Raw genomic sequence first — 25,169 nt, 5'->3', positions numbered from 1 at the left:
AGCCCTGTGGTAGATGCCGGTCAGGCGTTTCGCAGCTACAATGCCCGCCTCGACCGTGACAAGCCTGACTAAAAAAACTATGTCCTTGCCCAAGCATCACCTGGAATTGCTCAGCCCTGCCCGCGATGTCGCCATCGCACGCGAGGCCATCCTGCATGGCGCCGACGCCATCTACATCGGCGGGCCCAGCTTCGGCGCCATGCAGGATGGCCTCGCGTGCGAGCCGGTACCCCGGCCTTGCTGATCCTCGCCTTGCTGGTGCTGCTGGCGTTCTCGGTGGGTTACACCACCATGTCGCGCCACGTGACCAATGCCGGTGGTTTTTACGCGTTCACGTCCCGAGGCCTGGGTGGCCTGGCGGGCGGTGCCGCCGGGGTGCTGGCGATGTTTGCCTATAACATCCTGCAGGTCGGGTTGTATGGGATGTTCGGCGGGGTGGTCAGCGGCACCATGGAAGCCGCCTTCGGCCTGGTGTTGCCCTGGTGGGCTTACTCGCTGATGGCGATGGCGAGCATCGCGATCCTGGGCTATCGCAAGATTGACCTGTCAGCACGGGTGCTGTCGGTGATGGTGATCGCCGAATACCTGGCGATCCTGGTCCTGGACTTCGCCATCCTCAAGTCCGGCGGCGACAGCGGCATCAACCTTGATTCGTTCAGCAGCAGCCATGTGTTCAGTGGCACGCCGTCAATCGGCCTGCTGTTCTGTTTCGCCGCCTTTATCGGCTTCGAGGCCACGACCATCTACGGCGAAGAGGCCAAGGACCCCAAGCGCACCATTCCGATTGCGACTTACTGCTCGGTGTTGCTGATTGGGGCGTTCTACGCATTGTCGGTGTGGTCGATGGTGGTGGGCGTGGGCGCGGATAAAATCGTGCCGATGCTGCAGGCCTTGCAGGACCCGACCACCTTTATCTATGGCATGTCCGACCACTTTGTCGGCCCGCACCTGACAAAGATTATCCGCGTCCTGTTCATGGTCAGTATCTACGCCGGGCTGTTGGCCTTTCATAACGCCGCCGCGCGCTACTTCTATGCGATTGGCCGTGACGGTTTGCTGCACAGCCAGTTAGGCACGACCCACCGCGTGCACCAGAGCCCGCATATGGGCTCGGCGTTGCAGAGCCTGATCTCGGCCGTGGTGGTGCTGATTTTCGCTGCGCTGGATGCCGATCCGATCCTGCAACTGTTTGCCTGGCTGTCCAACCTGGCCACGCTCAGCGTGATTTTGCTGATGGCGCTCACTTCGGCAGCGGTGCTGATGTACTTCCGAGGTCAACCGCAGCTCAAGGTCGGGGTTTGGCGTGGGCAGATTTTCCCCGGTTTCTCTTGCCTGGCCCTGTTGGCAGTGCTGATCCTTGCCGTGGTGCATTTCGACGTGCTCACCGGCGCCAGCCGATTGCTGTCCTACAGTCTCTGCGCGATTATTCCATTGGCCTTGCTGGGCGGCGTATTCCTCGCGGCGCGGCTGCGCAAGGCATCGCCAGAGCGGTTCCTGGCCTTGGGCAGCCACAAGCTCTAAGGCGCGGCCCGCGGTGGTTGATGGCCCAGCTTGACCAGCAGCGCTGCGATCAAAAGCAGCGCTGCCGACGCCACCAGCACCGCAACAAAGCCCGCATCGAAGGCCGAGCGGGCGAATGCGCGCAGCATCGCGGCGCCTTCGGGCGACAAGGTTTCGGCGACCACCAGCGCATCGTCCAGACTGTCGAATGTCGCGGGATTGCGGCTCAGCCACGCTGGAATCGCCAGGCCCGCCGAGTACGCATAAATCGCCGACAACAGGCTGCCCGACAGCGTCACACCGACGGCACCGCCCAATTCAAACGACACCTCCTCGACGGAGGCGGCCATGCCGGCCTGATCGGCCGGTACGCTGAGCATGATGGTGCTGGACGACGCCGTCAGTGCTGCGCCAATGGTAAGCCCCAGCAGCCCAAGAACGATCAGTTGCAGGTACACCGCCGCCTCATACAACAGCAGGTAAGCCAGCATCGACGCCGCGGATAGCAGCAGCGTCCAGAACAGCATCCGCTGGTTCCCCAGGCGAGGCAGGTAGTAACCGGCAAGCGGCCCGGAGATAAACGAGCCCAGCGGTAGCGGGAGGATGAACAATGCCGCTTCCAGTGGCGACAGGCCCAGCACCAGTTGCAGGCGTTGGCTGAACACCAGCTCCATGCCGATCAACGCAGCAGCCGACACAACCGCCGCAATCACCGCGTTCCTGAAACCGGAGGAACTGAACAGCGCCAGGTCGAGCATCGGTTGGGTCGCGCGGCGCTGGCGCCGAATGAATAGCGTCAGGAACAGCGCGCCCAGCACCAGTGCGATCAGCATGCCTTCGAAAGAAGGCGTGCGCTTGCCGAGCTCCTTCACCGCATACGCCACGCTGATCAAGCCGATCATCACCTGCAGCGACCCCAGCCAGTCCCAGCGTTTGCTCGCATCCCCGGGGTTATTCGGGATCAATAGCGCGCCGACGACCAACGCGACCAGCACAATCGGCACGTTGATCAGGAACACCGAGCCCCACCAGAAGTGCTCCAGCAGCAGGCCGCCGATCACCGGGCCGAACGCCGCGCCGCCTGACGCCACCGAGGCCCAGATGCCGAACGCCATGGCCTGTTCACGCGGGTCGGTGAACGTCACCCGCACGATCGCCAGCGTGGCGGGCATCATCATCGACGCGCCGACTGCGAGGAAACCACGTGCACCGATCAATACAGCGGCGGAGGTTGAAAACGCCGCCATCAGCGAGAACAGGCCAAACACACCAAGCCCGCCGATGAACAGGCGTTTGTGCCCGAGACGGTCACCGAGTGTCCCCATGCCCAGCAGCAGGCCAGCGGCGATCAACGCATAGATGTTGACGATCCAGAGCTTTTCCGAGGCTGAAGCATTCAGCTCTCGGGTCAGCGTGGGCAGGGCGGTGTAGAGCACCGTCATGTCGATGACGATAAGCAGCAATGCGCTGGAAATAATCGCGAGGATCAGCCAGCGGCGTGAAAAAGTCATGGGTGGTGCTCATTGAAGGCGAATGGGAGGGCGGCCACTGTAGCTCAGTCAGGCGGCATACCCTTTACACGCGGAAATGCCTGACCAGTTGCTGCTGGTGATTGGCCATTTGATGCAGTAAATCACTGGCCTTCGACGCCTCGTTCATCCGGCCGGCGAGTGTTTCGCTGATGCCACGAATGTCGCTGACCCGATGGCTGATATCGTCTATCACGCCACTTTGCTCCAGTGCCGCGCTGGCGATCTGCTGATTCATCTGTTCGATCACATCCACGGCCTTCGAAATGCTCTCCAGCGCCACCCGGGTTTGTTGTACCTGGATCACGCTGCCGCCGGCTTGTTCGCGGCTTAGTTGGGTGCTGTGCACCACAGCCTGGCTCAGCTGTTGCAAGGTTTCGATCACCGTGCGTACCTGTTCGACCGAGCTCTGGGTGTTACTCGCCAGGTGCCTGACTTCGTCGGCCACCACCGCGAAACCACGGCCCTGTTCGCCGGCCCTGGCCGCTTCGATGGCTGCATTCAACGCCAGCAGATTGGTCTGCTGCGCGATGGCGCTGATGACGTCCAGTACCTGGCCGATCTGGGCGCTGCTATGGGCCAGCGCGTTGACTTGTTGGAGCGTGGTTTCCAGGCGCTGATCAAGGGCCTCAATGCCGCGCTCGGCGGTTGAGAACACCGCCTGGCCTGATCGGCTCGCGCTTTCTGCGGTGGTAGCTGCGTTGGCGGCGCTGTGGGAGTGACGTGCCACTTCCTGGGCGCTGGCGCTCATTTCGTGCAAAGCGGTCGCCGCCAGCTCGACTTCGCGGTACTGACGCTGCATGCCAACACTGACTTCGCGGGCAATGCCTGACGATGTATCGGCGCTGTTTCGGGTATCCATCGACGCGGTCTGGATATCGCGAATAATGGGCTGCAACGTGTCCAGGAAGCGATTGACCCCAGTGGCCAAATGCCCCAACTCGTCGCGCCTGCCGGCGGGCAGGCGCTGGGTGAGGTCGCCGTCACCTTCGACAATGGCATCGAGCAGCTCGGCCATTTTGATCAATGGACGTGTCACGCCGTAAGCGGCGAGCCAGATCAGCAGCATACCCAGGATGCTGGCAAAAATGCCCAAGCCCAGGTTAAGCCAGTTGGCCTCGCGGCTTTTAGCGTCCAGTTCGCTTTGCATCAGTCGGGCAGACGCCTGCACCCGTGCTTGCGCAACCTTGATCTCCAGTTGCCAGGCCGGGTTGCCCGCCACGGGCTGAAGGGGCTGGCGTATATCGAGCGTGTCGCCCGAGACGTTGCCGCTGCGTCCTGCCACTTGGCCCGAGGCCGACATAATGGTGACTTCGTTGTTGCCCTGGTACAGGTCCTGACCGAGGTCGGCGGCCAGCTTCTGTAGGGTGTCGAGGCTAATATCCATGCCCACCACGCCGAGCACTTTGCCGTTGACGATCAAGGGGATGGAAATGCTGCTCATCAGGGATTTCTGGCCTTCCACTTCGATGGTGTACGGCTCGACCACACACACCCGTCTTTGTGCTTGAGGGCAAGCGTACCAGGCGTTTCCTGGTTCGCTGCCGGGGGGCGCGGTGTTCGCGGCGATTTGTGCCTCGCTCAGTACCTCTTGCACCAGTTGCCCCGGTTGACTCTGTGACCAATACAGCGCGAAGCGCCCGGTTTCATTGCCTGCCATGGCGCGTTGGTCGCGCCAGGCGGCGTCAGTGCCGGCCAACGCATCCGGCAGCATGATGACGTACAGGCCGAGCACTTTTTCGCGCTGTTTCAGGGCTTCGCGGGCGCTGCTGATCAGGGCTTCGCGCAATTGCGCGACCGTCAGGCGACCGTTGAGCGTTTGCTCGCGCAGTTGCAGAACCTGTTGCGCAAACCCTTCGCCATATAGCGCGGTTTCACTGAAAAAACGCTCCACCTGTTGGCCGTGCGCCATGGCCTGGGCCTGCAAGCGCTCCAGCGCAGCGTGGGCGAGCAACTCGCTGCTCTGCTCTTTAAGCAGCTTTGCACTGGCTTGATTCTGATACGCGCTGGCGCCAATCAGGGCCGCCACCACTGTCAGCAGGCAGAGCCCGCTGAGCAGGGTGATACGCCATTGAATGGTGAGGTGAGCTTGATGCATGGTCGGGGCGTCCTACAAGTGGGCTTCGCGATGATGGGCTGGGGGGCGAGCCCTCATTCTTATTCTGGTTGCCGGCATCCGGGCATAGCACGGCTGAGGCTAGGTTGCAGGCATGACAGGCCAGGCGGCTATCCCAAATCGGCAACTGCGCCGGGATTGAGCGTGCCGCCTCGACCTGTTTTGGGGCGGGGCTTCGGATGCTACCGATTTGGGATAGCGAGCGGCTCAAGGGCGGGCATAGGATCAAATTCAGCGCGCAACTAAAACAAAACGCTAACCGGTGCCGATGCGGTGTGGTCGGGCCAACCCTAAAGCGACTGCCTCATAGAATAAGGTCAACAACATGAGTGTATCTACTGTACCCGCCGCACCGCCAGTTATCACGGCGGGTGCGGGTGTTTGTCGATTGGCTGGTGGAACTGTGCGCGCGGCCCGGCAGTGGGTTACAGCGTTAGGGGCGGGCGCCTGCAAAACCGTTCCATTTATTACGATGCGTGGGCTTAGCGCTTCACGCCTGGCGCCTGGCCCTTGCGATAGGCCCCCGGCTGCTGGCCAATGACCTTGTGGAACGCCCGCGTAAACGCGGCCACCGACTGATACCCCACCTCCAGCGCAACATCGGCCACGGTCTGGTCGTTTTTGAACAGCTGGCAGGCATGGCGCATGCGCATCATCAGTAGCACTTGCCCTGGCGATTGCCCGCACAGCTCATTGAAGCGCTTGAAAAACGCCGAGCGCGACAGGCCGGTGCTGGCGGCCATGCTTTCCAGGGTCCAGGGCTCCGCCGGCCGGGCGATCAATTGTTCCAGCAGGTGCGCAAATGCCGGCTGCCGGCCCAGCGCGGCGAGGCCGCCCAAGTCGGTGTTGCCGATCACTTGTTGGCGCAGTACATACAGGAACAGCAGGTGGCACAGACGTTCGAGCAGGGTGGACGAGGGCGCCGGAGTGCGTTCGCACTCTTGCAGGATCAGTTCGAACAGGTTGCGCGCGGCGGTCAATGACGGGTCACCGGCACGCAGGATGATCCACGCGGGCAGGCTGTCGACAATCATTGCGGACAAGCCGGATTGGAAGTGAAAGAACCCGCAGACCAGCCCCACGCCGTCGGTGGCCGCGCTGTCCAGTGGCACCATCGGGCGACGCGGGCATTCCTGCGCACCCGCCGCCGTGGCTTCGCCGGACAGTCGGTACTCAAGGTCACGCAACAGAAACACCGCGTCGCCATTGTTCAGGTGCTGGGGGCTGGGCTCGCCGTCGATATGCAGCCAGCATTGGCCCTGCACGAGCAGGTGGAAACTGGCCCGCGCCAGGCCGTGGGTGCTGGCGTGCCAGTCACCGCAGTAACGCCCGACATGAAACAAGCTGGTCTCGAGTTCAAGGCTGTCTAATAACCAATCGACAAGTGCACCGGACGAATTCATCTAATGGAAAGACTCAAGAGCAAGTAATCGCTACTTTAGCCTATTGAGGCGTTTTTTTATAACCAACAGACTTGGTACACGAACCAATAAGGAGACCGCACCATGTCCCGCGTACCGCTGCTCACCCTCGAAACCGCTCCGCCAGCGGCCAAACCCTTCCTGGAAAATGCGCTGAAAGGCTCGGGTTTCATCCCCAACCTGCTGGCCGTGCTGGCCAATGCGCCGGCCGCGTTGGAGACCTACATCACCGTTTCCGGCCTGAACGCCAAGGCCGAGCTGAGCCTGGCCGATCGCGAAGTGGTGCAACTGATTGCCGCGACCACCCACGGTTGCGATTTCTGCGTGGCCGGCCACACCGCCGTGGCGCGCAACAAAGCCAAGCTGCCCGAAACCGTGATCGAAGCCCTGCGCCAGCGTGGCGAACTGCCCGATGCTCGTTATGAGACGCTCGCCGCGTTCACCCGCGAAGTGATCGCTACCCGAGGCGATGTGAGCGATGCCGGCTACGAGGCGTTCCGGGCCGCCGGCTACTCCGAAGGCCAGGCGCTGGAGGTTATATTGGGGGTCAGCCTGGCCACTCTGTGCAACTTCGCTAATGTGTTTGCCCGTACCCCGCTGAACCCGGAGCTGGCGCAGTACCGTTGGGAACAACCGGCCAGTTGAAGGCGCGCACGCGTCGGTGATGGTCATCTGCTTTAACAAGGAGAAACATGAATGCTTGACCCAATCTTGAGCCGTTGGCTCGATGTTCAAGCGCAGGCCCTGGATGTGGGCAGTTGCGACCCACAGGAAGTGCTGCCGCGGTTGGCAGACGCCAACGTGTTGCGAATCGGCGTACCCAAGCACCTCGGTGGCCTCGGCGGCGATGTGGGCGGGGCGGTGGACGCCATCGCGAATGTTGCCAGCCATTCCCTGGCGGCAGCCTTTGTGTGCTGGGGGCAGCGTTCGTTTATCGAGTATCTGTTGCACAGCCCCAACGAGCGGCTGCGTGAGCAGTTGTTGCCGGACCTGCTCAGCGGCAAGCTGGCCGGGGCAACGGGGCTGTCGAATGCAATGAAGTTCCTCTCGGGTATCGAGACATTGCAGATCAGCGGCGAGCCGAGCGACGACGGTTGGACCCTGAACGGTCGCCTGCACTGGGTGACCAACTTGCGCAAGAACGGCTTCGTCGCCGCCGCCGCGATTGAACATGCCGACGGTGGTGCGCCGTTTATCCTGGCGATCCCGGACTCAGTGGCGGGCTTGCAGCGCTCACACGATCTTGATTTGCTCGGCTTGCAATCCAGCAACACGGCCGCCCTGGGGCTGGAAGGTGTGGAGCTGAGTCGCGACTGGTTGCTGCATGAGGATGCACGCCAGTTCCTGCCGGCGGTGCGCCCGGCGTTTCTTGGCCTGCAATGCGGCATGTCGATTGGCCTGGCGCGTCGCTCGTTGGCGGAAGTGGCCTATCATCTGGGCGCGTCCCGCACCGTGTTGCGTGAAGAGTTGGAGGCGTTGCGCGTGACCCTCGATCACCTGGTCACCGAACTCAAGAAAGGGTTGCTGGCCGGACGTTTCGCCGCCGAACCGGTGCCATTGTTCAAGCTGCGCATCGCCCTCGCGGAAACCGCCGCGAGCGCCGTGCAACTTGAGCTGCAGGCCAGTGGCGGCAAGGCCTACCTCACCGCGCACGGCAGTGGTTTTGCCCGGCGCTGGCGTGAGTCGGCCTTTGTGCCGATTGTGACGCCCAGCCTGGTGCAACTGCGCACCGAACTGCAACGCCAGGCCGCGCTATGAGCCAGTCGGTTCTGACGGCCCGGGGCATTGCCCTGGGGTACGCCAGCGGCCCGGTGCTGCAAGGCTTCGACCTGCAGTTGCAGCCCGGCGAAGTGGTATCGATCCTCGGCCCCAGCGGTGTGGGCAAATCCAGCCTGTTGCGGGTGCTCGCCGGCTTGCAGGCGCCTCAGGGCGGCGGCGTACAGGTACTGGGCGAGCCATTGAGCGGCCCGCACCCGCGTGTGGCGGTGGCGTTCCAGGACCCAAGCCTGTTGCCGTGGCTGAGCCTGGAAAAGAATGTGGCGTTTGGCCTGGACTTCGCCCGTCAGCCGCACCTGAGCCCCGAGGAGCGGCGCCAGCGCGTTGACCATGCCATCGCGGCCGTGGGCCTGGAGCATGCGCGCCAGCAGTTCCCGGCGCAGTTGTCCGGTGGCATGGCCCAGCGCACGGCGTTGGCCCGCTGCCTGGCGCGCCAGCCGCAAGTACTGCTGCTCGATGAACCCTTTGGTGCCTTGGACGAAGTGACCCGTGCCGACATGCAGCACCTGTTGCTCAAGGTCAATCGCGAACAGGGTTCGGCGGCGGTGTTGATCACCCACGACATCGACGAAGCCCTGCTGCTGTCCGACCGCATCCTGCTACTGGGTAACCGCCCGGCGCGCACGTTGGGCGAATGGCGGATCGACCTGCCGCAACCCCGCGAGGAACAGGTAGAAGCGATTGGCGCGCTGCGCATCGAGATTCTTAAAACCCTACGGCAGGCGAGCCGCCCTCAACCCAACCCCCTTGACCTGCTGGAGCCTAGCCATGTGTCTGGATGACCTGACCCACTCGCGCCGTGATTTTCTCAAACTCTCTGCGGTGCTCAGCGCCGCCGGTGCCTTGCCGCTGTTGAGCAGCCTGCAGGCACGCGCGGCCAATGAACCGGATGCACCGGTACGCATCGGTTATTTGCCGATCACCGACGCCACGCCATTGCTGGTGGCGCATAACAATGGCCTGTTCGAGGCCGAGGGCATCAAGGCCGAGCGCCCGGTGCTGCTACGCAGTTGGGCCCAGGTGATCGAGGCGTTTATCTCGGGCCAGGTCAACGTGATTCACCTGCTGTCGCCGATGACCGTGTGGGCACGCTATGGCAGCCAGGTCCCGGCCAAGGTCGTGGCATGGAACCACGTCGGCGGTTCCGGGCTGACCGTGGCGCCGGGCATCACTGACGTCAAGCAACTGGGCGGTAAGTCGGTGGCGATTCCGTTCTGGTATTCGATCCATAACGTGGTGGTGCAGCAACTGTTCCGCGATAACGGCCTTACCCCCGTTGCCCGTGCGGCTGGTGGCGCGATTGCGGCCAATGAGGTGAACCTGATCGTGCTGCCGCCCTCGGACATGCCGCCGGCATTGGCCAGCAAGCGCATCGACGGCTACATCGTCGCCGAGCCGTTCAATGCCCTGGCGGAAAACCTCAAGGTTGGTCGCGTGCAGCGTTTTACCGGCGATGTGTGGCGTAACCATGCGTGCTGCGTGGTGTTCATGCATGAGCATGACCTGGTCAACCGCCCGGAGTGGTCGCAGAAGGTGGTGAATGCCATCGTCAAGGCCCAGGTCTGGACCCGCGACCACCGCGAAGAAGCGGTGAAGCTGTTGTCCAAGGATGGCCCGAACCGCTACACGCCGCATGCCGAACCGGTCTTGAGCAAGGTCCTGGCACCGGCGGCCAGCGACCGCGCTGCGTACCTGGCGGAGGGTGCGATCCAGCATGCCAACTGGGACGAACATCGCATTGACTTCCAGCCCTATCCCTTCCCCAGCTACACCGAGGAACTGGTACGGCGCCTGAAAGACACCTTGATCGAAGGCGACAAGAAGTTCCTCGCCGATCTCGACCCGGCCTTCGTCGCCAAGGACCTCGTGGATGACCGCTTTGTGCGCAACGCTATCGAGGCCGTGGGTGGCATGAAGACCTTTGGCTTGCCGGAGGGCTTTGAGCGGCACGAGGAGATCGGCGCTTGAACCGAGGTAAAACCGTAGCGTGGCCGGGCTGGTTGCTCGGGTTGGGAGGCTTGGCCGGGTTGCTGTTGCTCTGGTGGCTGGGTGTGAAGGTGTTTGGCGCTGCCGACGGCTTGTCAGCGCGTTTTTCACTGGCGGCCACGTTCGGCAGCCTGTGGGAGTTGCTGGGGCGCGGCGAGCTGTACCTGCACATTGCGGTGAGCCTCAAGCGCATCGTGGTCGGGCTGTTTCTTGCCTTGCTGGTGGGCGTACCGCTGGGGTTGCTGGTGGGCAGTTCGCGCAACCTGGAGGCTGCGACCACGCCGGCCTTTCAGTTCCTGCGGATGATCTCGCCCCTGTCGTGGATGCCGATCGTGGTGATGCTGATGGGCGTCGGGGACCAGCCGATCTACTTCCTGCTGGCGTTTGCCGCGGTGTGGCCGATCATGCTCAACACCGCTGCCGGGGTGCGCCAGCTGGACCCACGCTGGTTGCAGTTGAGCCAGAGCCTGAGTGCCACGCGCTGGGAGACGCTGCGTCGGGTGATCATTCCAGGCGTGGTCGGGCATGTGTTGACCGGCGTGCGCCTGGCCATCGGCATTTTGTGGATCGTGCTGGTGCCGTGCGAGATGCTTGGGGTCAGTGCCGGGCTGGGGTATTACATCCTCGACACGCGGGACCGCCTGGCTTATTCGGAACTGATGGCGATGGTGCTGCTGATCGGGCTGCTGGGCTTTGCGCTGGATGCGTTTGCGCGATGGTTGCATCAGCGATGGGTGCATGGCGGGTGACAGGCCCTGAACAAAAGCCCGGCCTCCGGCCGGGCGTTTTGTCATCGCGTATGAGCAGGCTGGGTTCAGGGGGTAGGTTGGACCTCAGACCTCGTGGAAAATGTGCAGGTCACCCGGTGCGTCGTGAGGATCTAAGGCCTTTGCCGGATCCGGGAGGTTTTTGGTCTTCCTCATTCCGACGCTCACTCCCGGGTCTGTCCTTGTGAAAACGCCCACCCCAATGCCGCCTGTCAGCTCCGCCACTCCCGGGACTCCTTGGGATGTCTTCATATGGGCATTGCCCATCAACGCAATCCACTTTTCGCCCGGAGGGTTCTGGCGAATGGTCTGTGCGGCGTAGTAATTGAATTCCCTGAGCCTTGGCTCATTTTGCTGCGCCTGATTGATTGCTTGGAACTGCTCGGGCTCATCTTTGTGCCGGGTGAGATAAGGATGGTCGAGGGGCACGATCTCTATCCCTTCATCATTGAATTTTTTGACCAACTCATCGAATGAGGGCGATAGCCGTGGTGTCTTGCCGTTGCCGAGAAAACCGATGCCGTCGTCAATGACTTTCATCTGTGCGTCATAGAACGTGGCTTCGATATACAGTTTCTTGACCCCTTTTTGCTTGAAGGTGTCTACGTTATCGAACAGCGTCTGGAAACTGGCCATTTCTTTATGGATGTCACCAAAGACCACGCCATCGGATGCATCCAGGGCCTTTTCGATCACCGTTTTGGGTGTGACTTGACCAGGGATCACGGGGAGGGTGGGGCGAGCCGGAAGGCCGCCGTTTGCCATCCGCCGATAAAAGTCATTCATTTCTTGCCCGAACTTTTGCCGGGTTGCCGCCTTCCTGCTCGGGGTGAAGTGTGCATCGCTTATCGCGCCTTTGATGCTGGTGACATACTCCCCCTGAGGTAAGTGGTCGGTCTTTTGGATGCCGTTCGGGACCGCTTGTACCGGGCCATTCGCCGGTGGCTGCGGACGGGCCGGGCGGTTGCTCGAGCTAAGCGGGTTATGCCGGTTATTGTGTGCGGATGCGGGGAGATTGCGGGATGCGTTTATATTGGGGGCGGGCGGCATCATCCCGTCCAGCGGGTTGAATGCCTCGATCGGCGCTCCGTAAGGTTTGCCCTTGTCGGGATCATAGGCATACCGTTGGCCATCAAACAGGATGGTGCTTCCCTCGACGGTCTGGTCGGCAGCCTTGAAGGTGCCTTGGGTAATAGGTCCATATTCGGCACTGGCGACATTCAACACGTTGTGATGACGATCTATGCGCTTGACCTGTTCAATCCCGTTGCCGATCAGCCTTGCACCGCCTTGAACCAGATCGCCTATACTACTGAAGGGGTTGAGCTCACCGATGACGGTGGTCCCGAGTATTTTGGCCACCCGCAGGGCCTTGGTTGCGGCACTGACGGCCGAGGTTCCGGCTTTTGTCACTTTCGCTGCCGCCCCTGCGCCGGCAGTGACGAAACCAAAGATATCCATGCCCAGGTCTGTCGCGCCATCCAGGTAGTCACCGTTTTGAAAGTTGACAATGGCCGACCTGAGTGGAATCAGGTCCAGTAAAAAGCTGACCAGTTTCCACTCCGTGTCCATCTGCTGATCGTAGCTGGTAGCCCCCTTGGCCTGCCGGACCACGTCTTTGCCGGCAATGTCCAGGTGTTCGACAAAGGCATCGGCAATGGACTGTGTTCGGGCACTTGTGTAGCTCGAAGGCGTGGGCGGAGGAGAACTGACGGTCTTGTCCTGGGCGAAGTCGGCCTCAGGCGAGGTGGTTGGTGTGAACCGCTCAATCGGGTAGACCAGGCTGGCGTTACGTTCGTGCTGATCGGTCAAAACGGTGGTGGGAACCTGGGTCACGCGCCCTTGTTTCAGGTCGATCTTATACACCGTTTCGCCGCTTGGCCCTGTGGCTTTAACCAGCAAATTGTCGTTTTTGCTGTGAAGGGTTCTTCCGGTAAATCCTAGCCCCAGCTTGTAGGTATTGTGCTGGTAGAACTCAAGTTCCCCATGCTCCAGGTTTTGCCTGTCGGCCAGGGGCAATTGGGCAATCATGTGTTTGACCGCCTTAGCAATGCCCTTTTTTCTTGAATCGATGGCTTGGGTGAACTGATCGTTGAAGGTGCTGTTCACGTCGAATTGGAGGGACTCGCCTTGCGTGGCGCGGAGGATGCGTGGGTCTGTGCTTTCCCATTCGTACTGGTGCAAGCCACTCATGGCGATATCCAGCAACGAGTGCAAGCCTGCCGGGGCACGATTGGGGTCGTAGAGCGGCTGTATGTGGGGTTGCTTGGTGTTCTTGACGCTCAGCAGTTTTTCTTCAAAGGGCACATCCGAGCCGAACCGTTGTTTAAGTGCGGCCAGGGCAATGTCTTTGCGGCTGGGCATTTCAGTCTGAATCTGGCTGGACGCCTCCAATCGTTCATTCGCCTGTTGATTGAACGCGCTGCGGACCTTCTCGACGTCGTCGGGGCTGTAGCGATCAGCTTCTTGCTGGGAGAGTGCGCCACTCACCACGCCCCACACCCGCAGGGCGGCGCGTTGTGCCTGTTGGGTCATGGCTGGGTCTTGCAGGCTGGCGTCTTCGGCGGCATTCATGACCTGGGCAAAGCCCATGTTGGGCACTTTGCCCGGTGTCTGGGCTTCTATTGTTGCCGCGGCGATCGACAGGTTGACCCAGGCAGGGCTGCCATAGGTTACGTTGCTGGGGATGTCCTTGATCAGCAACTCGGGCGCCTTGCGGGCCAGCATCAGGTAAGCGCCTACGTTGGCCATTTCGGCCGTGGCGTGGCCTTGCGCGCTCAAGTGCTTGCTCAGGGCCGGGAATATGGCTGATGCGGGTTTGCCCCAATGCTCCGACTGTGCCAGATCAAACCCGGCGACGGTGTTTCGATGGGGCGTGCTGATGGACTGTGGGTCCAGCATCAGATTGAGCGCAGCCAGTGTGTAGTCATTGACGCTGGTGTCAGTCGCAATGCCGTTCAATTGAGTCTGCATGGCTTGCCCCAGCGCTTGTGCACGGGGGGTACTGAGCAGGGTTTCCAGCACCTTCGCTGGATCACGTGCGGCTTCGCCGCTGAGTGGCTGATTGCTGTTGAGATAATCCAGCGGGCCCAGGCTTGCCCCCATCGACGGTGGGTTGGGGTGGAGCGTGACATATTGCGTGGCGGCACTGAGCAACGTGCGTTGCTCCGCGATACTCAGCGGCAGCGGCCAGGACAGGGCACCGCCCAGATTGCCCAGGGGGTGTTCAATGGCCCTGCTGAGCACGGCGTCTGCCAATGCGGTCAAGGCGAAATGGCTGTTCGGTACAGCCACGCCTATGGAGGTGATGAAGGCCTCCATTGTCGTGGCATGGCCGGGGGCGACGGGATAGGACGAGGCGGTTTGCACATCCATGGGGGTCGACTTCAGCGCGGCCAGGATCTCCTGCGGCGTGGCGTTTACACCCAGGTGCTGGGCCATGTCGTTGAGTTTTTGCCCGAGGCTGCGCAGGTTCTGCTTGTCTGCCAGGGTTTGCGCCAAGCTGCCACTGGCGGTGTCGGTGGTTGAGCGGTTTGTTTGGGTTGAATCGGACTGTTCGGTGTCGGTGGTGGGGGGCTGGTTGCCCGGGAGGGCGGGCGTGGGTGTGTCGATCAGGAGGGGAGGCTGTTGGGGCAGAAGGTGCGGTAAGGGCGTGGAGGAAAGACTTGTCATCGGAGGGTACCTTTTCAGACGTGCCGAGAATAAGCGCCTGCCAGTAGGAGGATCCCTGTTCCCCAGACGCCCCTTTTGGGTGCAAAAAACACCCGCGGGGGTTCCCTCCGGAGATACCGTGTTGTGTAAGGCTTAGTGTTGGTTAACTTTTGAAAAAGTCCTTGCGGGTGTGTGTCAGTTGATGCGTCTGTGGCAGACCCACTGCTATCGGGGGCAAGCCCCCTCCCACATTTGGAGCTGCATACATCAGGTCGACCTGAGTCTGCTTTTGCTCTGGCTTTGGCTGCCCTGGCGCCGACCGGAGTTATGCCTGGTGTACTCGGTTGAAAATGTGGGAGGGGGCTTGCCCCCGATGAGGGAGTGTCAGTTGATGCATCCATGGCTGACCAGCCGCCGTTACCGCAGAAACGGATAGGCGGGAACCTGCCCCTCAGCGATGGTAGTAACCCGGCCCGCCACCTTCATAGCGGTGGTCATGCCAGCCGCCGCCGTGGGGGAATATGATGCAGCCGCTCATGCTCAGCATGATCAGCAGGGGAATCAGCCAGGTGATTCGACGGAACATTTCAAAATCCTCCAGGGTTCTCACGGGGTGACATCAGGCCGGCTCAATAAAAGCATCGAACAAGCCAAAGCTTTTCATCGCCTGTAACATGAGACCCTGCCGACCCCATTCCATCCCCGTCATCGGGTATGTGCCTGGCATGTTCGGCGATACAAAGTGGATACATTCTCAAGGTTCAGGAACCCGTCATGACCCAAAAGCAACGCTTGAAATATTCAATCCTGATCTCCCTGGTGGTACTGGGGACGATGTTTGGCCTGTCCTACCTGCAGAACACCGGGGTTATCAGCGAAAAAACGTTCCAGTACATCGCCATTGCCGTGGCGGTCACCGTGGTGGTGATCAATGGCGTGATGCGTCGTAAGGTCAAGCCTAACTTCTGATTGACGTCGTCGAGTCAGGCGCGGCCTTCGAGCACTTTGGCAGCCTCTTCATGGAGGCTGTAGCTTTTATCGGCATTGAGGGTGATCACGCCCTCGCTGCACAGGCGCTTGAGTACCTCACGCACGCTGAGGAACGACAAAGGGATGCCCAGTTCCAGCAAGTGGCTGTGCACGCCGCGTACCCCGAGGGTGCGCTGGTGGGCGGCGGCCGTGAGCAGGGCGTCGATGACCTTCAGCCGGATCAGGCTGGTGCGCAAGCCGAAACACTTGAGTAAATGCCGAATTCGTTGGTTGCCTTGCTGCTCTGGCGCTTTGCCGAAGGCTTGTACGCCGCTGCCAAACGTGGCATCGGCGGTCGTTGAGTGTCCGTCCGTGGGCAGTTGCGAGTTGTACATGCAAAAAACTCCTTATCAGAGCCTGATCAGGAAAATGATGGCGCTCTTATTCAATAAGACGAACGAGTGAGCGAAATCATGAAGTGCCGCATGTAGAAAATTTGTCGGTATCGGTTTTGTCACAACGCAGTCGCGTTCAATGAACGGACTTCGTCGCTAAATTATTCACGGTCTGTTGCGTCCTTACGGTGGGGGAATGACCCCAGGCAAGGGTGTTCAATTTGACTGTGGAGTCTGTGTGATTATTTCCAACCGGTTGTCCAGGATGTGCGTGGCGGGACTGATGCTGGGCTTGAGTCTGGCTGCATCGGCGCGCGAGCAGGTGGCGCAGGCGTCCGCCGATATCCGGCGCACCAGCTTCGGCGTGCCGCACATCCGCGCCAGTGATGAGCGCGGCCTGGGGTTTGGCATCGGTTACGCCTACGCCCAGGACAACCTGTGCCTGCTGGCCAATGAAGTGGTCACCGTCAATGGCCAGCGCGCGCGGTTCTTCGGCCCGGAACAGGCGACCCTGGAAGAACGCAACAACCTCGCCAGCGATGTGTTCTTCACCTGGCTGAATACCCCCGAGGCCGTAGCCGCCTTCTGGAACGCGCAGAGCCCGGCGATCCGCCAACGCATCGAAGGTTATGTGGCCGGCTACAACCGCTATCTCAAAGAGCAGGGCGCCCCGGCGCCATGCCAGGCCGGGTGGGTGCGGCCGCTGGTGGTGGAAGATCTGGTGAAGCTGACCCGCAGGCTGCTGGTTGAAGGCGGCGTTGGCCAATTCGCCGAAGCCCTGGTTGGTGCGGCACCACCCCAGGCCACCGCCAGCGTGCAGCGTCGCGCAAGTGCGTTTGAACTGGCGGCGGCCCAGCAGCAGCGCTTCAGTCTCGATCGCGGCAGCAACGCCGTCGCGGTGGGCCGTGATCGTTCATTTAATGGTCGTGGCATGCTGCTGGCCAACCCGCATTTCCCCTGGGTGGGCGGCATGCGTTTTTACCAGATGCACCTGACCATCCCCGGCCAACTGGATGTGATGGGCGCGGCGCTGCCGGGTCTGCCGGTGATCAACATCGGTTTCAACCAGCATGTGGCCTGGACCCATACGGTCGACACGTCCAAACACTTCACCCTGTACCGACTGACCCTCGACCCCAAGGATTCCACGCGCTACCTGCTGGACGGTCAATCCATCCCCCTGGCGAAAACCTCGGTGACGGTGCAAGTCAAACAGGCCGACGGCAGCCTCAAGGCCGTGTCCCGTACGGTCTACAGTTCGAGCTTCGGCCCCGTGGTGCAATGGCCCGGCAAGCTGGATTGGGACAGCCAGCACGCCTTCAGCCTGCGCGACGCCAACCTGGGCAATGACCGCGTGCTGCAACAGTGGTACGCGATGAACCGCGCCCCCAGCCTCAAGGCACTGCAAACCTCGGTGCACACCCTGCAAGGTATCCCGTGGGTCAACACCGTGGCCGCCGATGATCAGGGCCAGAGCCTGTACATGAACCTGTCGGTGGTGCCCAACGTCAGCGCCGCCAAACTCGCCCAATGCAGCGACCCGCGGGCCGGCCTGCAATTTATCATCCTCGACGGCGCCCGCAGCGCCTGCGCCTGGGACATCGACCCGCATGCCGCGCAACCGGGCATCTTCGCCGCCGCCCAACTGCCGCAACTGGAGCGCACCGACTACGTGCAACACGCCAACGACTCGGCCTGGATGGCCAACCCCAAGGCGCCCTTGACCGGCTTCTCTCCAGTGATCAGCCAGGACCACATCGGCCTCGGCCCGCGCGCGCGCTTCGCCGTGCAGCGCCTGCAATCCCTGGAGCAACGGCCGATCACGGTTGCGGACCTGCACAACATGGTCATGGACAACGAAGTGTATGTGGCGGGCCAAATCATGCCCGACCTGCTGGAATACTGCGCCACGCAACTGGGCAGCGATGCTGTCGCGTTGCAACCGCTGTGTACCAGCCTCAAACACTGGGACCGGCACGCCAACCTCGACAGCGGCCTGGGCCTGGTGCACTTCATCAACCTGGCGGAGCACCTGCAACAAACCCCCGATGCCTGGCGCGTGGCTTTCGACCCGGCCGAACCATTGACCACCCCCCGTGGCCTCGCCATCGACCGCCCCGACGTTGCCAAGGCCTTGCGCGAAGCCATGCTGGCCTCTGCAACTGAAGTCGCCGGGCTCGGTCTCAGCGCCAACAGCCGCTGGGGCGATATCCAAGTCTCCGGGCAAACCCCCATTCACGGCGGCCCGCAAGCGCTCGGCATCTATAACGCCATGCAAACCGTGCCAAGGGCCGATGGCAAACGCGAAGTGGTCAGCGGCAGCAGTTACCTGCAAATCGTCAGCTTCGACGACCAGGGGCCGAACGCATTGGGCGTGCTCGCGTTCTCCCAGTCCAGCAACCCCGCGTCCAACTATGCCAAGGACCAGACCCAAGCATTCTCCGAGAAAAAACTCCGCCCGCTGCCATTCACCGAAGCGCAAATAAAGGCCGACCCGCAGTACCGGGAACAGGTCATCAAGGAGTAGGGCGCACACGCAACCCCTTGATGACTGGGCAGAATATTTTTTGAAATCAAGGGGTTGCAGGCATAAGCAAATGAGTACATAATGGCGCCCATCGAACGCAATGAAGCGTTAAAAACTTCAATGTATTCAATGAGTTAGAGTAGAGGCAGGGTTTTATAGCCCACTCATGTTTTTATACGGTGAATGTCAGCAACAACGGCATTGATCGTTTGAGGCCGAGTAGCAAAATGGTTATGCAGCGGATTGCAAATCCGCCTACGCCGGTTCGATTCCGACCTCGGCCTCCACTCTTGAAAACCCCGTAGATTAACGTCTACGGGGTTTTTTATTGTCTGCGATTTGGTCATCGCTTCCGCAATTTTTCGGATCGCTTCCGCAACCCTACCTTTTTACGGAAATTCAAGACGCCGTTATTGGTATGCCTCTCCTCGGTTGGACGTGGGATTGTGCTCGAGACTAAGGAGCCTAAACGTCCATTAACGGTCGATTCTGTTGAAAACCTCGGCGGCAGTTTTTGAGGCATCAAAGTATGCGTCGGAGATTGAAATCTTGAATGTTGGCAGTGCTACAAGGCGAAGAATTTTCGGTGTTTTAGCTAGGTGGGCTAGGGCATTGAGGGAAGGCTATGCCCAATCCATCATCCGGGTCACGGAAAAGCGGCGTGGGCTGCTCAAGCAGATGTAAATTGGCCACCCTGTTATCTAACGATTGCATACTTATCTGTTATTCTCTATGTAGTTAATACCATCGCAATGGGATTCGCCGTCAGTACTTTTTCGTAAATCTATGTTTGGGGATAAAAACAAATTAATTTACTCTAAGGATGCAAAGATTAATCATGATAATTGAATGCAATCATTGTGAGTCAAAAGTAGATGGAATAGAGAAAGGGGAGGTTTACGATAACGACCCCGATTATCCTTTTCCTTGTAAAAGAGTGTTGGTTCAATGTCCAGTATGTAAGTCGGCTCTGTTAGGAATTACGGAGAAGATACAAGTTGGGTACGATGATTGGGAATGGGATGATTTACATCGGTTGTGGCCACCACAAGATGCGAGTGTTGATCGTGAGATTCCTGAAGTAGCAAGTATTTCACTTATAGAGGCAAGGCTCTGCTTTAAGGCTAAAGCGTATAGCGCATGTGCAGTGATGTGTGGGAGGACTATCGAAGGCTTATGTATGCACCATAAAACAAAAAATAAAACGTTAGCAGGTGGGTTGAAAGAATTAAAGGAGGCTGAAGTAATTGATACAAGGCTGTTTGAGTGGGGGGAGGCGTTGAGAAAACATAGAAATATTGGAGCGCATGCTAGTAGTGAGAAGATATCCAAAGAAGATGCAAAAGATTTACTGGATTTCAGTAGTGCTATATGTGAGTACGTATTTGTATTGAATACTAAGTTTAATAGATTTGTCGAACGCAGTGCGAAAAAATAATTGCGGTAGGGAGCTTGGAAGTAGTGGGGCGGGTTAAAGGAACCGAATCCTCGTTATCGGCTTGGGAAGTAGATAGCGAGGGTATATATTGGTAACTGAACTCCGGTGAATAACTATTTCTTCTGTAATAACTCTAAAGCTATTTCCTCTATTACATTTTTCGAAAGCGTCATTCCGTTAAAAGAGCTAAAAAGTTCAGATACAATTTCTGGAATTAATGAGGGTATCGAAGATGGCGCGATGTCAAGAGGGATGTTTGCATGAGTTAGTACCTGGTCGTCCCCACTTAATCTTCCCGGCGAAATATAACGTAACGAGTTGTATGAGTTGAGCTGTCTGCCTTCTAGGCCGCTCCAGCGAAAAGCAAATTCTAGAGTGGTTTCATTTTCTGGAAAAGCCATTGATTTGGCAAAGGACATAGCTACTGAAATCGCTTCTGTTACAGTCCTGATTGCAATATCTATCGCTAAAAATTCGTTGGGGTTAGTGCCATTTTTAATAGCGACTAAGTCATCCCATAGCACTCGGTAATGATAAAAACGTCCAGGTGGTTCCGCTCTCCAAAAGTCTAAATGAGGTAATATGAAAGACCCTTCATAATCTTCGATGAGCACCTCGTAGCCGCCAGCGCGAGTTCTTGGTCTAGATCTAGGGTCTGAAAAGGCTCGACTGTCTAACCACAAAGGCCAACCGTTAAGCCCGGGATTTGCATAGATAAAAGAGGATAAAAAGTTATCGTCAGCGCTTCCCGCTTCGCGCTCCGCAGCGCACTTTATAACGACTGCAACTTCGAAACGACCTTTGCCTAAATCTATAGCATCGTCAGCTTTTTTTATCTCGAGAAATCGTTGGTGGCACTCATTTAGAAATACGTCGACTACTGCTGTCTCGGGCTCTAGAAAATCTCCACTAATTTGGGATAGTAGACGAGGAATATCCAGTCCTGAAAGATGACGTCTAACAAAGTTTCCGATGTCCGCTTCCCTATTATCAAAACAAACATTCATGATCTGCGGCCAGTCACTAAACTGCGCGGCAGCGGAACTAGGAGTGTGATTGGCTGCTAGTGTGCGTACGTAAACTGTGTCTTTTTTGACTAGTTCTTTAGCCTGGATGTTTGGGTCGTTGATACCAAGTTTAGCCGCGACAGGAGTGCGGACTCCTGGGGGAATGGTTATGAAGGGGAATTTGGTCCCGTTAAATATTCCAAATTCTACAGATACTTCAAAAGACTCTGAGGAGTGGCGGGCTATAAGTGCTTGAATAGTATCTTGATGGAATTGCTCATCCACATTTTCAGGAGCTAGTTCGGATAGAGGAATGCCGTCATCAGAAACTCCGATACCTAAGTACCCACCGTTAAAGTTTCTAAGCGCAATCGCCGCCTTCACGATCTTGGCTTTTCCCTCTGGTGTGGCGGGGTCAATCCAAGCCTTAAGTTCGATATTCAAGCTCTCGCGGGGAGCCTTCAGGAATTCATCTAGATTCATCTACTTACCTTCCTTGCTTAATTTTACTTTAATCAGCAGGCTAATGTATTGTCGCCTTCTAGCTGGTTTCTAACCTTGCCAGATGATCATTTCCTTGCCTGATACGCCCAGCATTTTCCCCATAGCTCTCAGTGCTCCGTGAAAATTGTCGCCTAGCTTTGGTGAACTACGCTATTCCACTCTTAGCGTGGGCTCTATTGTCGATGCCTCCAAGGCGAGCTGATTTCTAAACCCCTCTCTACGACCTTTGCACGGAAGGCGTGACAGGGCTACCCGACTTTAGGCGACGAAGCGTGGAAAATCCAATCCGCAACCGAAATAGATCTGCCCGATTTTAGAAGGCTCCAGCGCCGTGTAAATATTGGGATGCGGAATTGATTGTTATGTGGGCTGCTGATAAATATAGAAATATTTATGGATTGCAAATCCGCCTACGCCGGTTCGATTCCGACCTCGGCCTCCACTCTTAGAAACCCCGTAGATTAGCGTCTACGGGGTTTTTTATTGCCTGGGATTTGCTAAGTGTTCTGCCATCCCTCCTTATTTCTTGGGTTTTACGATCTTTCCTACACGTTGATAGATCTTCTTTGTGATCTCTTGGCAAGAGTGGCCGAGCAGTCTGCTTGCATGCTCGAGAGCAATCTCACTGGCGGCTTTTGGCCGTCCGCCGGCGCACACCGACTGCCATAGCTGCTGCAGATCCTCCCCAGCGCCGGTGGGATTGATCGCAATATGTGAAGGGCGTGTTTACAGCGAAGCAGGGGGCTGATCGATAAAATGGTGTTCCGCCTTACGACAGGCGTTTTATCGATCTGTCTCTCGCAGTTTTAGATTGAGCTTTAGATTCGTCTGCCTGGCAGATATCTAATTAATGTGATTGTACTATTGTGTCTAGAATTTAATGAATGCTTCTACCTCGTCTTCCCCAAGTATTCTACCTGTTGGCTTGAATCCAAGTTTTTCATAAAACTTTTCGGGACTTCCTTCACCTTGACCATAACCTACTCGCAGCTCGCTGAAACCTCGTATTTTCAGATCATTAATCAGCATTTGCAGGGCTGCGTTGGCGAATCCAAGCCTTTGATAGGGGCCTGCGATCATCAACCGCGTTAACATGGCGCCGGGATAATCAATGTCTTCGTCGTAGTCAGCGCCTATATGCAGCATGACAAAACCAACTAAAGTTTCGTCGGCATAAATGGAACGAAACCAGGCGTTTTCTGAAAAGTGTGCTTCAGCAATTGAGTCTCCGTTATCTGCCACCATGTCGCGTTGCTCAGGAGACAACGTATTGCTGAGCTGGCAGACATCCCATACGGTTTTCGAAGATATTCTTCTAAAAGTAATTTTTGACTTTTTTGAAAATGATTTTTCGAGCATAAATTGTTTTACCTTTGTGCATATTTCAAAGGTTTTACTTTAGCATTGGGTTTTAATTTTATGCTTGTAAAATATTGTTGTTAAGTTGTTAAGTTGTTAAGTTGTTAAGTTGTTATTGGTTTGTGTCTGATGTGCAGTGAATGGCGTTTGCGGAACTGAGTTGTCATTGATTTATTGAAAGTATTAAAGTTATTCATGGAGGGCAAATCCGCCTGCGCCGGTTCGATTCCAACCTCGGCCTCCACTCTTGAAAACCCCGTAGATTAACGTCTACGGGGTTTTTTATTGGCCGCGATTTTCAAGGCTGAGGAGCCTAAGCGTCCGCTAATGGCCGATTGTGTTGAAAAAGTCGGCGGCAGTTCTTGAGGCATCAAAGCATGCATCGAAGATTGAAATTTTGAATGTTGGCAGCGCCTTTAGGCTGAGATTTCACGTGGAAACGTACGGAAGAGGCGCTTTGATCGCCCCATTCCACCGTGTTCTGAAAAACCGACTGTTTCAACAGCATCGGCCAAGCGCGATCCGTGGACACCATGATGGCGAAATAGTAGCCTATGTCGCTGGTGAGCAAGAGAAAATCATCAGCCGATCACTTGGGATGATGTCGAGAGATGGGACCGAACACTGAAGACCTGATCTTCATTCTTGGGTCACCACGCTGCGGTTCGATCGGCGTCATCTGGCGTTCACTTATCTGCACCTCGAACTGTTCGTCCGTTAAAAATTCGCAACCAACGAAAAACTAAATCGCCAAGGAAGTCACATGCCAGTCACATGCCCAAGTTGTGGTTCTGATAAAACACAGAAAAGAAATATCGGGACGAAAGTCGCAGGAGGCGTTGGAGCCGTAGCCGGTGGGATAGGAGCAGTAGCAGGCGGGGGGGAAGGCGCCGCTGCTGGTGCGGCGATAGGCAGCGCCCTGTTTCCTGGGGTTGGGACGCTCGTTGGCGGTGTGATCGGTTTTTTAGGTGGCTTGGCAGTCGGTGCTACGGCGGGAGCAGTGGCAGGGAAAGCCGTAGATGAATACATCTTGGACAATTACAAATGCAACGCATGCGAACATACATTCAGTAGTTGATTGCAGCTCGACGGCAAAGCGGTCGACCACGGCTCTAACGTGGCAAAAAAAGTACCACGTGTTCACGTTCAAGCTGCTTCCTTAGCGCCGTTTTGCCTTGTTCGTCGATCGGGCGACGTTTTCACTGACGATTTCGTGGCGCCGCCCTTTTCAAGGGTCAGCAGTGATAACGTCTGTGCTGCATTCCTGGAGCCTGCTGGATGAATCGTCAAAGCCCGCCTCACCTCGTCGCAACGCCTTTAGCCGCACCAGGCAGTGAAACCCCCGCCGCCCATCCACCTATCTGGCATTACGGCCCGAATATACCGGTCGTTGGCAGCACTGGTCTGGGCCTTTTTGGTTTCTTCGTGGGGTTGCTTTTGCTGTTGCCGGGCTACGGGCTGGTGATGTTGGTTATTCTCGGCCTTGAAGCCATGCAAGGTGTGCCGCCCAGTCATGGGACGAGTTTTACAGAGTCGTGGCTTATCCTGCCCCTGCTTGGCACAGCGGTGCTCATGGGGGTGATGCTTGCCTGGGCTTCCTCCGCGCCTCGAGTGCAGGCCTTTACGTTCGACGAAAACCAGCAGCTCCTTACACTCACTGTCACCCATCGCGTCCGTAAACCCATCGAAGTGCGGGTGCCATTCAGCGACATCATTTATATCTGCCCTACGTGGTCGCCATGTTTGATCGCCATGGCCATTTCAGCGTCGTATGCCAGGGACCGAAGGGCAATGTGTCCGAATATCGATTGGCTGAAGGTAGTTCTCTGGAAGAAATGGAGTTTCATGCAGCCTGGTTGCGGGGGATGATAGGGGAGCGGATGCACGAACTATTGAATCTGGACAAGTGAAGGGTGCATGCCCCTCCTGGCACTGCCCAGTTGCACTCGCATCCCAGTCAGGCGTCGGGCCTGAGGATGCATTGGTCTTTTACTTCATCCGCGTACACACTGAGCTTTTCCTGCTGAGCCGCCAGCAGCGCGCATATTCTCATCAGCGCTTGCGCCTCAGCCGGGGTTTTGCCGCTTGCGGCTATCGCTGTCAGTTCAACCACTGACCATCCAATCACCGCTGCCGCATCTTCCAGGTCGTAAAACAGTTCTTGCTGAGCAGTCCTGGGCCCGTCGAGCCCCTGTATCAGTTCTTCCATTTAATTCTCCGGTCG

General features: G+C 58.0%; 19 protein-coding genes, 1 tRNA gene and 4 pseudogenes. 13 read left to right on the top strand and 11 right to left on the bottom strand.

What is annotated here, in order from left to right:
• The first annotated feature begins 79 nt into the window (after positions 1 to 79).
• Both A7317_RS30655 and A7317_RS13885 read left to right on the top strand, forming a co-directional pair.
• On the top strand, positions 80 to 244 hold the full coding sequence (locus A7317_RS30655) for a hypothetical protein (RefSeq protein ID WP_155766471.1): 165 nt from the start codon (positions 80 to 82) through the stop codon (positions 242 to 244).
• A pseudogene (locus A7317_RS13885) lies at positions 223 to 1,521 on the top strand (APC family permease); the annotation flags it as partial. The gene A7317_RS30655 and the pseudogene A7317_RS13885, both read left to right, overlap by 22 nt.
• Here the strand turns inward: A7317_RS13885 and A7317_RS13880 are convergent.
• The 3 genes and pseudogenes from A7317_RS13880 to A7317_RS31585 all read right to left on the bottom strand — a co-directional run.
• Positions 1,518 to 3,011 carry an MFS transporter gene (locus A7317_RS13880; protein ID WP_069076068.1) on the bottom strand — a complete coding sequence of 498 codons (1,494 nt, stop codon included), beginning with the start codon at positions 3,009 to 3,011 and terminating at the stop codon, positions 1,518 to 1,520. The pseudogene A7317_RS13885 and the gene A7317_RS13880 overlap by 4 nt on opposite strands.
• A gap of 64 nt (positions 3,012 to 3,075) precedes the next feature.
• Positions 3,076 to 3,618: pseudogene (locus A7317_RS31590) on the bottom strand (methyl-accepting chemotaxis protein); the annotation flags it as partial.
• Between the two features lie 315 nt (positions 3,619 to 3,933).
• A pseudogene (locus A7317_RS31585) lies at positions 3,934 to 4,941 on the bottom strand (HAMP domain-containing protein); the annotation flags it as partial.
• Between the two features lie 542 nt (positions 4,942 to 5,483).
• Between A7317_RS31585 and A7317_RS31080 the strand changes: the two are divergent.
• Positions 5,484 to 5,582 (top strand): annotated as a pseudogene (locus A7317_RS31080) (LysR family transcriptional regulator); the annotation flags it as partial.
• 45 nt (positions 5,583 to 5,627) lie between these two features.
• Here the strand turns inward: A7317_RS31080 and A7317_RS13870 are convergent.
• Positions 5,628 to 6,548, bottom strand: coding sequence for an AraC family transcriptional regulator (locus A7317_RS13870; RefSeq protein ID WP_069076066.1), 921 nt, complete (start codon positions 6,546 to 6,548; stop codon positions 5,628 to 5,630).
• A 102-nt stretch (positions 6,549 to 6,650) separates the two neighbouring features.
• On the opposite strand from A7317_RS13870, the gene A7317_RS13865 reads away from it, so the two are divergent.
• From A7317_RS13865 to A7317_RS13845, 5 genes are read left to right on the top strand one after another with little or no spacing between them, the layout of a single operon-like run.
• Positions 6,651 to 7,211 carry a carboxymuconolactone decarboxylase family protein gene (locus A7317_RS13865; protein ID WP_024075728.1) on the top strand — a complete coding sequence of 187 codons (561 nt, stop codon included), beginning with the start codon at positions 6,651 to 6,653 and terminating at the stop codon, positions 7,209 to 7,211.
• A 51-nt stretch (positions 7,212 to 7,262) separates the two neighbouring features.
• Entirely contained in the window at positions 7,263 to 8,324 is a 1,062-nt protein-coding gene (locus A7317_RS13860; protein ID WP_024075727.1) for an acyl-CoA dehydrogenase family protein, read from the top strand.
• Positions 8,321 to 9,124, top strand: a complete 804-nt coding sequence (locus A7317_RS13855) for an ABC transporter ATP-binding protein (RefSeq protein ID WP_069076065.1) — start codon at positions 8,321 to 8,323, stop codon at positions 9,122 to 9,124. The genes A7317_RS13860 and A7317_RS13855 overlap by 4 nt, the downstream gene beginning before the upstream one ends.
• On the top strand, positions 9,111 to 10,310 hold the full coding sequence (locus A7317_RS13850; protein ID WP_024075725.1) for an ABC transporter substrate-binding protein: 1,200 nt from the start codon (positions 9,111 to 9,113) through the stop codon (positions 10,308 to 10,310). The genes A7317_RS13855 and A7317_RS13850 overlap by 14 nt, the downstream gene beginning before the upstream one ends.
• Positions 10,307 to 11,077, top strand: coding sequence for an ABC transporter permease (locus A7317_RS13845; protein WP_024075724.1), 771 nt, complete (start codon positions 10,307 to 10,309; stop codon positions 11,075 to 11,077). The genes A7317_RS13850 and A7317_RS13845 overlap by 4 nt, the downstream gene beginning before the upstream one ends.
• An 84-nt stretch (positions 11,078 to 11,161) precedes the next feature.
• Here the strand turns inward: A7317_RS13845 and A7317_RS13840 are convergent, their stop codons facing one another.
• Together A7317_RS13840 and A7317_RS31295 are read right to left on the bottom strand one after the other, a co-directional pair.
• Positions 11,162 to 14,767: a membrane-targeted effector domain-containing toxin gene (locus A7317_RS13840; protein WP_081329208.1), complete on the bottom strand. Its 3,606-nt coding sequence runs from the start codon at positions 14,765 to 14,767 to the stop codon at positions 11,162 to 11,164.
• Between the two features lie 430 nt (positions 14,768 to 15,197).
• A complete protein-coding gene (locus A7317_RS31295; protein WP_024075722.1) occupies positions 15,198 to 15,332 on the bottom strand; it encodes a hypothetical protein in 135 nt (44 codons plus the stop codon).
• A gap of 188 nt (positions 15,333 to 15,520) precedes the next feature.
• On the opposite strand from A7317_RS31295, the gene A7317_RS13835 reads away from it, so the two are divergent.
• The gene (locus A7317_RS13835) at positions 15,521 to 15,715 is read left to right on the top strand and encodes a hypothetical protein (protein WP_017846379.1); all 195 of its coding nucleotides are present in this window, start codon (positions 15,521 to 15,523) and stop codon (positions 15,713 to 15,715) included.
• A 14-nt stretch (positions 15,716 to 15,729) separates the two neighbouring features.
• Here the strand turns inward: A7317_RS13835 and A7317_RS13830 are convergent, their stop codons facing one another.
• Positions 15,730 to 16,110 carry a fe2+ zn2+ uptake regulation protein gene (locus tag A7317_RS13830; RefSeq protein WP_024075720.1) on the bottom strand — a complete coding sequence of 127 codons (381 nt, stop codon included), beginning with the start codon at positions 16,108 to 16,110 and terminating at the stop codon, positions 15,730 to 15,732.
• Between the two features lie 238 nt (positions 16,111 to 16,348).
• Between A7317_RS13830 and A7317_RS13825 the strand changes: the two genes are divergently transcribed.
• The 3 genes from A7317_RS13825 (at position 16,349) to A7317_RS30025 (ending at position 20,075) form a co-directional block, all read left to right on the top strand.
• Positions 16,349 to 18,637 carry an acylase gene (locus A7317_RS13825; protein ID WP_069076064.1) on the top strand — a complete coding sequence of 763 codons (2,289 nt, stop codon included), beginning with the start codon at positions 16,349 to 16,351 and terminating at the stop codon, positions 18,635 to 18,637.
• 213 nt (positions 18,638 to 18,850) lie between these two features.
• Positions 18,851 to 18,924: transfer RNA gene (locus tag A7317_RS13820), tRNA-Cys, on the top strand.
• Positions 18,925 to 19,475: 551 nt separating this feature from the next.
• A complete protein-coding gene (locus tag A7317_RS30025; protein ID WP_081329209.1) occupies positions 19,476 to 20,075 on the top strand; it encodes a DUF4145 domain-containing protein in 600 nt (199 codons plus the stop codon).
• A 113-nt stretch (positions 20,076 to 20,188) separates the two neighbouring features.
• On the opposite strand, the gene A7317_RS30020 is transcribed toward A7317_RS30025, so the two are convergent.
• The 3 genes from A7317_RS30020 to A7317_RS13810 form a co-directional block, all read right to left on the bottom strand.
• Positions 20,189 to 21,565, bottom strand: a complete 1,377-nt coding sequence (locus A7317_RS30020) for a helix-turn-helix domain-containing protein (RefSeq protein WP_081329210.1) — start codon at positions 21,563 to 21,565, stop codon at positions 20,189 to 20,191.
• An 891-nt stretch (positions 21,566 to 22,456) separates the two neighbouring features.
• Positions 22,457 to 22,945, bottom strand: a complete 489-nt coding sequence (locus tag A7317_RS13815) for a GNAT family N-acetyltransferase (RefSeq protein WP_069076063.1) — start codon at positions 22,943 to 22,945, stop codon at positions 22,457 to 22,459.
• A gap of 370 nt (positions 22,946 to 23,315) precedes the next feature.
• A complete protein-coding gene (locus tag A7317_RS13810) occupies positions 23,316 to 23,516 on the bottom strand; it encodes a hypothetical protein (RefSeq protein WP_069076062.1) in 201 nt (66 codons plus the stop codon).
• A gap of 707 nt (positions 23,517 to 24,223) precedes the next feature.
• Here A7317_RS13810 and A7317_RS13805 point away from each other — a divergent pair.
• Positions 24,224 to 24,814 carry a hypothetical protein gene (locus A7317_RS13805; protein WP_335718297.1) on the top strand — a complete coding sequence of 197 codons (591 nt, stop codon included), beginning with the start codon at positions 24,224 to 24,226 and terminating at the stop codon, positions 24,812 to 24,814.
• Between the two features lie 88 nt (positions 24,815 to 24,902).
• Here A7317_RS13805 and A7317_RS13800 read toward each other — a convergent pair whose 3' ends face one another.
• Entirely contained in the window at positions 24,903 to 25,154 is a 252-nt protein-coding gene (locus A7317_RS13800; RefSeq protein ID WP_069076061.1) for a hypothetical protein, read from the bottom strand.
• Positions 25,155 to 25,169: the final 15 nt, after the last annotated feature.

This window comes from Pseudomonas fluorescens (assembly GCF_001708445.1).
GTDB lineage: Bacteria > Pseudomonadota > Gammaproteobacteria > Pseudomonadales > Pseudomonadaceae > Aquipseudomonas > Aquipseudomonas gorinensis.
Note: the sequence above shows the minus strand (reverse complement) of the source record. Positions and strands in the feature narration are given on the sequence as shown.